Raw genomic sequence first — 5,719 nt, 5'->3', positions numbered from 1 at the left:
GCCGAATGCGGAGGCGCTGGAGGAGTCGGAGGACTGACGCTTCCGGCGTCGGGGGTGGTGGCATTGACGTTCGGAAACGCGCTTCGGATAGTGCTTTCCCGAACATTGGTCGAGGCAGGAGTGGGAAGATGCGGCGACGCACATATGTCCTGGCGATCGACCAGGGGACGACGTCGACCCGGGCGATCGTGTTCGACGCCCAGGGCCGGCCGGTGGCCACCTCGCAGCGCGAGCTGCGCCAGATCTACCCGGCCGATGGCTGGGTCGAGCATGATCCGGAGGGGATCTGGGCCGACACCGTCTCGGCCTGCCGCGACGCCATCGCCCGGGCCCGGCTGACCGCCGACCACATCGCCGCGATCGGCATCACCAACCAGCGCGAGACCACGGTGCTGTGGGACCGCCAGACCGGCCGGGCGCTGCACTACGCCATCGTCTGGCAGGACCGGCGCGCCGCCGCCTTCTGCCGCGAGCTGGCGGCCGCCGGGCACGAGACCGCGGTGCAGACCAGGACCGGGCTGGTCATCGACGCCTATTTCTCGGCCAGCAAGCTGACCTGGCTTCTGGACAATGTCCCGGATGCGCGGCGCCGGGCCGAGGCCGGAGAGCTGGCCTTCGGCACCGTCGACAGCTTCCTGCTGTGGCGGCTGACCGGCGGGCGGGTGCATGCCACCGACGCCACCAACGCCAGCCGCACCATGCTGTTCAACATCCGGACCCAGGCCTGGGACGACGACCTGCTGGCCCTGTTCCGGATCCCGCGCGCGATCCTGCCGGAGGTGCACGACAACGCCCACGCCTTCGGCACCACCGACAGGATCCTGTTCGGCGCCGCCATCCCGATCACCGGCATGGCCGGCGACCAGCAGGCCGCGACCTTCGGCCAGGCCTGCTTCAAGCCGGGCATGATCAAGTCGACCTACGGCACCGGCTGTTTCGCCCTGCTGAACATCGGCGACAAGCCGAAGATCTCGAAGCACCGCCTGCTCACCACCACCGCCTATCGCCTGGACGGCAAGCCGACCTACGCCATCGAGGGCGCGATCTTCAGCGCCGGCGCCACCATCCAATGGCTGCGCGACGGGCTGAAGGTGATCAAGAGCGCGGCGGAGAGCGAGACCCTGGCCCGATCGGTCGAGGATTCCGCCGGGGTCTATCTGGTGCCGGCCTTCACCGGCCTGGGCGCGCCGCATTGGGACCCGGAGGCGCGCGGCACCATCCTGGGCCTGACCCGGGATTCGACCTCCGCCCACATCGCCCGCGCGGCGCTGGAGGCCGTGGCCTTCCAGACCCGCGACCTGATGGAGGCGATGGCCGCCGACGGCGGCGCCAGGCCGCGCGAGCTGCGGGTCGATGGCGGCATGGTCGCCAATGACTGGCTGTGTCAGATGCTGGCCGACATGCTGGACACCCCGGTCGAGCGGCCGAAGGTGATCGAGACCACGGCGCTGGGCGCCGCCTACCTGGCCGGGCTGACCGCCGGGGTCTACCCCTCGGTCGACGCGGTGGCCGAGGCCTGGCAGCGCGACCGGCTGTTCGAGCCGTCGATGCCGGCCGGCACCCGCAGCCGGCTGTATGAGGGCTGGCAGAAGGCGGTGAAACGGGCGCGCGGCGTGAGATAATTCCCGCGCCGGGCGCGCGGAAACGCACGTTTATGCGCGGTTGCGAAAATAGTCGCAAAAGTCGCGCGCCGCTGTCATGTTGCGAAAATGTGGCGCCTGCAAGAGCGCCAAACCTTCAGGGGGATTCGCCATGAGACTGCGCCTTGCCACCGCCGCTGCCGCCGCGGCCCTGACCCTCAGCCTGCCGGCCCTCGCCGCCACCGAGATCCAGTGGTGGCACGCCATGACCGGGGCGAACAACGAGGTGGTCGAGACCCTGGCCAAGGAATTCAACGAGAGCCAGTCCGACTACAAGGTCGTGCCCGTGTTCAAGGGCACCTATCCGGAGACGCTGAACGCCGGCATCGCCGCCTTCCGCGCCGGCCAGCCGCCCCACATCCTGCAGGTGTTCGACGCCGGCACCGGCACCATGATGGCCGCGTCCAAGGCCATCGTCCCGGTGGCCAAGGTGCTGCAGGCCGACGGCGTGACCTTCGACAAGTCGCAGTATCTCGGCGGCGTGGTCAGCTATTACAGCACCGCCGATGGCGAGCTGCTGTCCTTCCCCTACAACAGCTCCTCGCCGATCCTCTACTACAACAAGGACGCCTTCAAGAAGGCCGGGCTGGACGAGAACGCGCCGCCCAAGACCTGGCCGGAGCTGTTCGACGCGGCCAAGAAGATCAAGGCGGCCGGCTGGCCCTGCGGCTTCACCTCGACCTGGCTGACCTGGATCCAGCAGGAGAACTTCGCCGCCTGGAACAATGTGCCCTACGCCACCGAGCAGAACGGCCTGGCCGGGCTGGACCCGGAGCTGCTGATCAACAGCGACCTCTATGTCCGCCACTTCCAGACCCTGGCCGACCTGCAGAAGGCCGGCGTGTTCTCCTATGGCGGCCGCACCTCCGAGGCCAAGATCAAGTTCACCAGCGGCGAATGCGCCATGATGACGGAATCCTCGGGCGGGCTCGGCGACGTGGTGAAGTCCGGCATCAATTTCGGCACCGGCACGCTGCCCTATTACCCGGAAGCCGCCGGCGCGCCGCAGAACACCATCCCGGGCGGCGCCAGCCTGTGGGTCCTGGCCGGCCATCCGGACGCCGAGTACAAGGGTGTGGCCAAGTTCTTCGAGTTCCTGTCGCAGACCTCGATCCAGGCCCGGCTGCACCAGAAGTCGGGTTACCTGCCGGTCACCCTCGCGGCCTATGAGGAGACCAAGAAGTCCGGCTTCTACGACAAGAACCCGGGCCGTGAGATCCCGATCCAGCAGATGATGGGCAAGGCGCCGACCGACAATTCCAAGGGCGTGCGGGTGATCAACCTGCCGCAGGTGCGCGACATCATCAACGAGGAGCTGGAGCAGATGCTGAACGGCCAGCAGGACGCCAAGACCGCGCTGAACAAGGCGGTCGAGCGCGCCAACGCCGCGATCAAGGAAGCGGCCGAGCAGTAAGGCCGCGGAGGGGGAGGCCCGCCGCCCCTTCTCACATCGTCATCCCCGCGAAAGCGGGGATCTCTTCCCGCCTCCACGCCGACGAGATTCCCGCTTTCGCGGGAATGACGGCAAAGGGGGGAGACGAGCACCGGAATGACCCGCCCCGCATGAACCGCCGCGCGATCTTCCCGAACAAGGTCCTGCCCTATCTGCTGGTGGCGCCGCAGATCGCGATCACCGTGATCTTCTTCTTCTGGCCGGCCGCCCAGGCGGTGCGCCAGTCGATGCTGCGCGAGGACCCGTTCGGCTTCAAAACCCGCGTTGTCTGGCTGGACAATTTCGGCCGGGTGCTGGGCGACCCGGCCTATCTGAACTCGCTGCAGGTCACCGCCGTGTTCTCGATCGCGGTGGCGGTCTCGGCCTTGGTCGTGGCCCTGCTGCTGGCGGTGATGGCCGACCGGGTGGTGCGCGGCCAGGGGCTGTACCGCACCCTGCTGCTGTCGCCCTACGCCATCGCGCCGGCCATCGCCGGCATGCTGTGGCTGTTCCTGTTCAACCCGTCGATGGGCACGCTGGCGGTGCTGCTGCGCCAGGCCGGCTTCGACTGGAATCCTCTCCTGAACGGCGGCCAGGCGATGACGCTGGTGGTGGCCGCCGCCGCCTGGAAGCAGATCAGCTACAATTTCCTGTTCTTCCTGGCCGGGCTGCAGGCGATCCCGAAGAGCCTGATCGAGGCCGCGGCGATCGACGGCGCCGGGCCGGCCCACCGCTTCCGCACCATCATCTTCCCGCTGATCTCGCCCGTCTCGTTCTTCCTCTTGGTGGTCAACACCGTCTACGCCTTCTTCGACACCTTCGGCATCATCCATGCCGTGACCTCGGGCGGGCCGGGCAAGTCGACCGAGATCCTGGTCTACAAGGTCTACAATGACGGCTTCGTCAACCAGCAGATGGGCGTCTCCGCCGCGCAGTCGGTGATCCTGATGGTGCTGGTGATCGCGCTGACCTTCGTCCAGTTCCGCTATGTCGAGCGCCGGGTGCATTACGCATGATCGAGAACCGGCCGCTGGGCACGCTGATCGCCCATTTCGTCCTGATCGTCGGGATCGTGCTGGTCGCCTTCCCGGTCTACTACACCTTCGTCGCCTCGACCTACCCGACCCAGGCGATCCTGTCGCCGCCGCTGCCGCTGCTGCCGGGCGACCGGTTCCTGGAGAACTACGGCGGCGCCCTGTTCGGCGGGTCGGGCCGGATCGGCGGCGTCGACATGCTGCGGATCCTGTGGAACACCACGGTGGTGGCGCTGGCGATCGCGATCGGCAAGATCGCGATCTCGCTGCTGTCCGCCTACGCCATCGTGTTCTTCCGCTTCCCGCTGCGGCTGGTGTTTTTCTGGATGATCTTCGTCACGCTGATGCTGCCGGTCGAGGTGCGCATCGTGCCGACCTACCAGGTCATCGTGAATCTCGGCCTGATCGACACCTATGCCGGGCTGACCATCCCGCTGATGGCGTCGGCCACCGCCACCTTCCTGTTCCGCCAGTTCTTCCTGACCGTGCCGGACGAGCTGGTGGAGGCGGCCCGGATCGACGGCGCCGGGCCGCTGCGCTTCCTGCGCGACATCCTGCTGCCGCTGTCGCGCACCAACATCGCGGCGCTGTTCGTGATCACCTTCATCTATGGCTGGACCCAGTATCTCTGGCCGCTCTTGGTGACCAACGACAATTCGATGAACACGATCATCATCGCCCTGCGCAAGATGATCTCCTTCGCCGACGCCGACACCGAATGGAACCTGGTGATGGCGACCACCATCCTGGCCATCATCCCGCCGGTGGTGGTGGTCCTCGTCATGCAGCGCTGGTTCGTGAAGGGCCTGATCGAGAGCGAGAAATAATGGCGACAGTCGAGATCCGACAGGTCCGCAAGACCTATCCCGGCGCCGCGCAGGAGACGATCAAGGGCATCGACTGCGCCATCGCCGACGGCGAGTTCCTGGTCATGCTGGGCCCGTCCGGCTGCGGCAAGTCCACGCTGCTGCGCATGGTGGCGGGGCTGGAGAGCATCGGCGGCGGCGAGATCGCGATCGGCGGCCGGGTGGTGAACAGGCTGGAGCCGAAGGACCGGAACATCGCCATGGTGTTCCAGAACTACGCCCTGTACCCGCACATGTCGGTCTACGACAACATGGCGTACGGGCTGCGCATCCAGGGCCTGTCCAAGCCCGAGATCGACCAGCGCGTGCGCGCCGCGGCGCAGACGCTGGAGCTGTCGGCCCTGCTGGAGCGCAAGCCGCGGCAGCTGTCCGGCGGCCAGCGCCAGCGCGTGGCCATGGGCCGGGCGATCGTGCGCGAGCCCGCCGTATTCTTGTTCGACGAGCCGCTGTCGAACCTGGACGCCAAGCTGCGCACCCAGATGCGGATCGAGATCAAGAAGCTGCAGTCGCGCCTCGGCGTCACCAGCCTGTACGTCACCCACGACCAGGTCGAGGCGATGACCCTGGCCGACCGGATCATGGTGATGAATGGCGGCGCGGCCGAGCAGATCGCCCCGCCGCTCGACATCTATCTGAAGCCGGCCTCGGTCTTCGTCGCCGGCTTCATCGGATCGCCGGCGATGAACTTCCTGCCGGCCGAGGTGGCCGGGGACGGCAGCGGCGTCGTCCTGCCCGGCGGCCAGCGCG

General features: G+C 67.5%; 5 protein-coding genes. All 5 read left to right on the top strand.

Annotated elements, in window-relative coordinates:
- Positions 1–128: 128 nt before the first annotated feature.
- Positions 129–1,622, top strand: a complete 1,494-nt coding sequence (gene glpK, locus P409_RS24590) for a glycerol kinase GlpK (protein ID WP_034844791.1) — start codon at positions 129–131, stop codon at positions 1,620–1,622.
- 130 nt (positions 1,623–1,752) lie between these two features.
- On the top strand, positions 1,753–3,054 hold the full coding sequence (ugpB, locus tag P409_RS24585; protein WP_034844789.1) for a sn-glycerol-3-phosphate ABC transporter substrate-binding protein UgpB: 1,302 nt from the start codon (positions 1,753–1,755) through the stop codon (positions 3,052–3,054).
- 149 nt (positions 3,055–3,203) lie between these two features.
- Positions 3,204–4,088: a sn-glycerol-3-phosphate ABC transporter permease UgpA gene (ugpA, locus tag P409_RS24580; RefSeq protein WP_034844788.1), complete on the top strand. Its 885-nt coding sequence runs from the start codon at positions 3,204–3,206 to the stop codon at positions 4,086–4,088.
- The gene (gene ugpE, locus P409_RS24575) at positions 4,085–4,933 is read left to right on the top strand and encodes a sn-glycerol-3-phosphate ABC transporter permease UgpE (protein ID WP_034844786.1); all 849 of its coding nucleotides are present in this window, start codon (positions 4,085–4,087) and stop codon (positions 4,931–4,933) included. Before ugpA ends, ugpE begins: the two co-directional genes overlap by 4 nt.
- Positions 4,933–5,719 (top strand): sn-glycerol-3-phosphate ABC transporter ATP-binding protein UgpC (ugpC, locus tag P409_RS24570; RefSeq protein ID WP_034844783.1); only part of this gene is annotated, 787 nt, incomplete at its 3' end. The genes ugpE and ugpC, both read left to right, overlap by 1 nt.

The organism is Inquilinus limosus MP06, from assembly GCF_000767795.1.
Taxonomy (GTDB): Bacteria; Pseudomonadota; Alphaproteobacteria; order DSM-16000; family Inquilinaceae; genus Inquilinus; species Inquilinus limosus_E.
The sequence above is the reverse complement of the archived record's forward strand: the minus strand, read 5'-3'. Positions and strand labels throughout refer to the sequence as shown.

Coding starts and splice junctions, on each gene's coding strand:
- glpK (WP_034844791.1), top strand. CDS start 129: ATGCGGCGACGCACATATGTCCTGGCGATCGACCAGGGGACGACGTCG.
- ugpB (WP_034844789.1), top strand. CDS start 1,753: ATGAGACTGCGCCTTGCCACCGCCGCTGCCGCCGCGGCCCTGACCCTC.
- ugpA (WP_034844788.1), top strand. CDS start 3,204: ATGAACCGCCGCGCGATCTTCCCGAACAAGGTCCTGCCCTATCTGCTG.
- ugpE (WP_034844786.1), top strand. CDS start 4,085: ATGATCGAGAACCGGCCGCTGGGCACGCTGATCGCCCATTTCGTCCTG.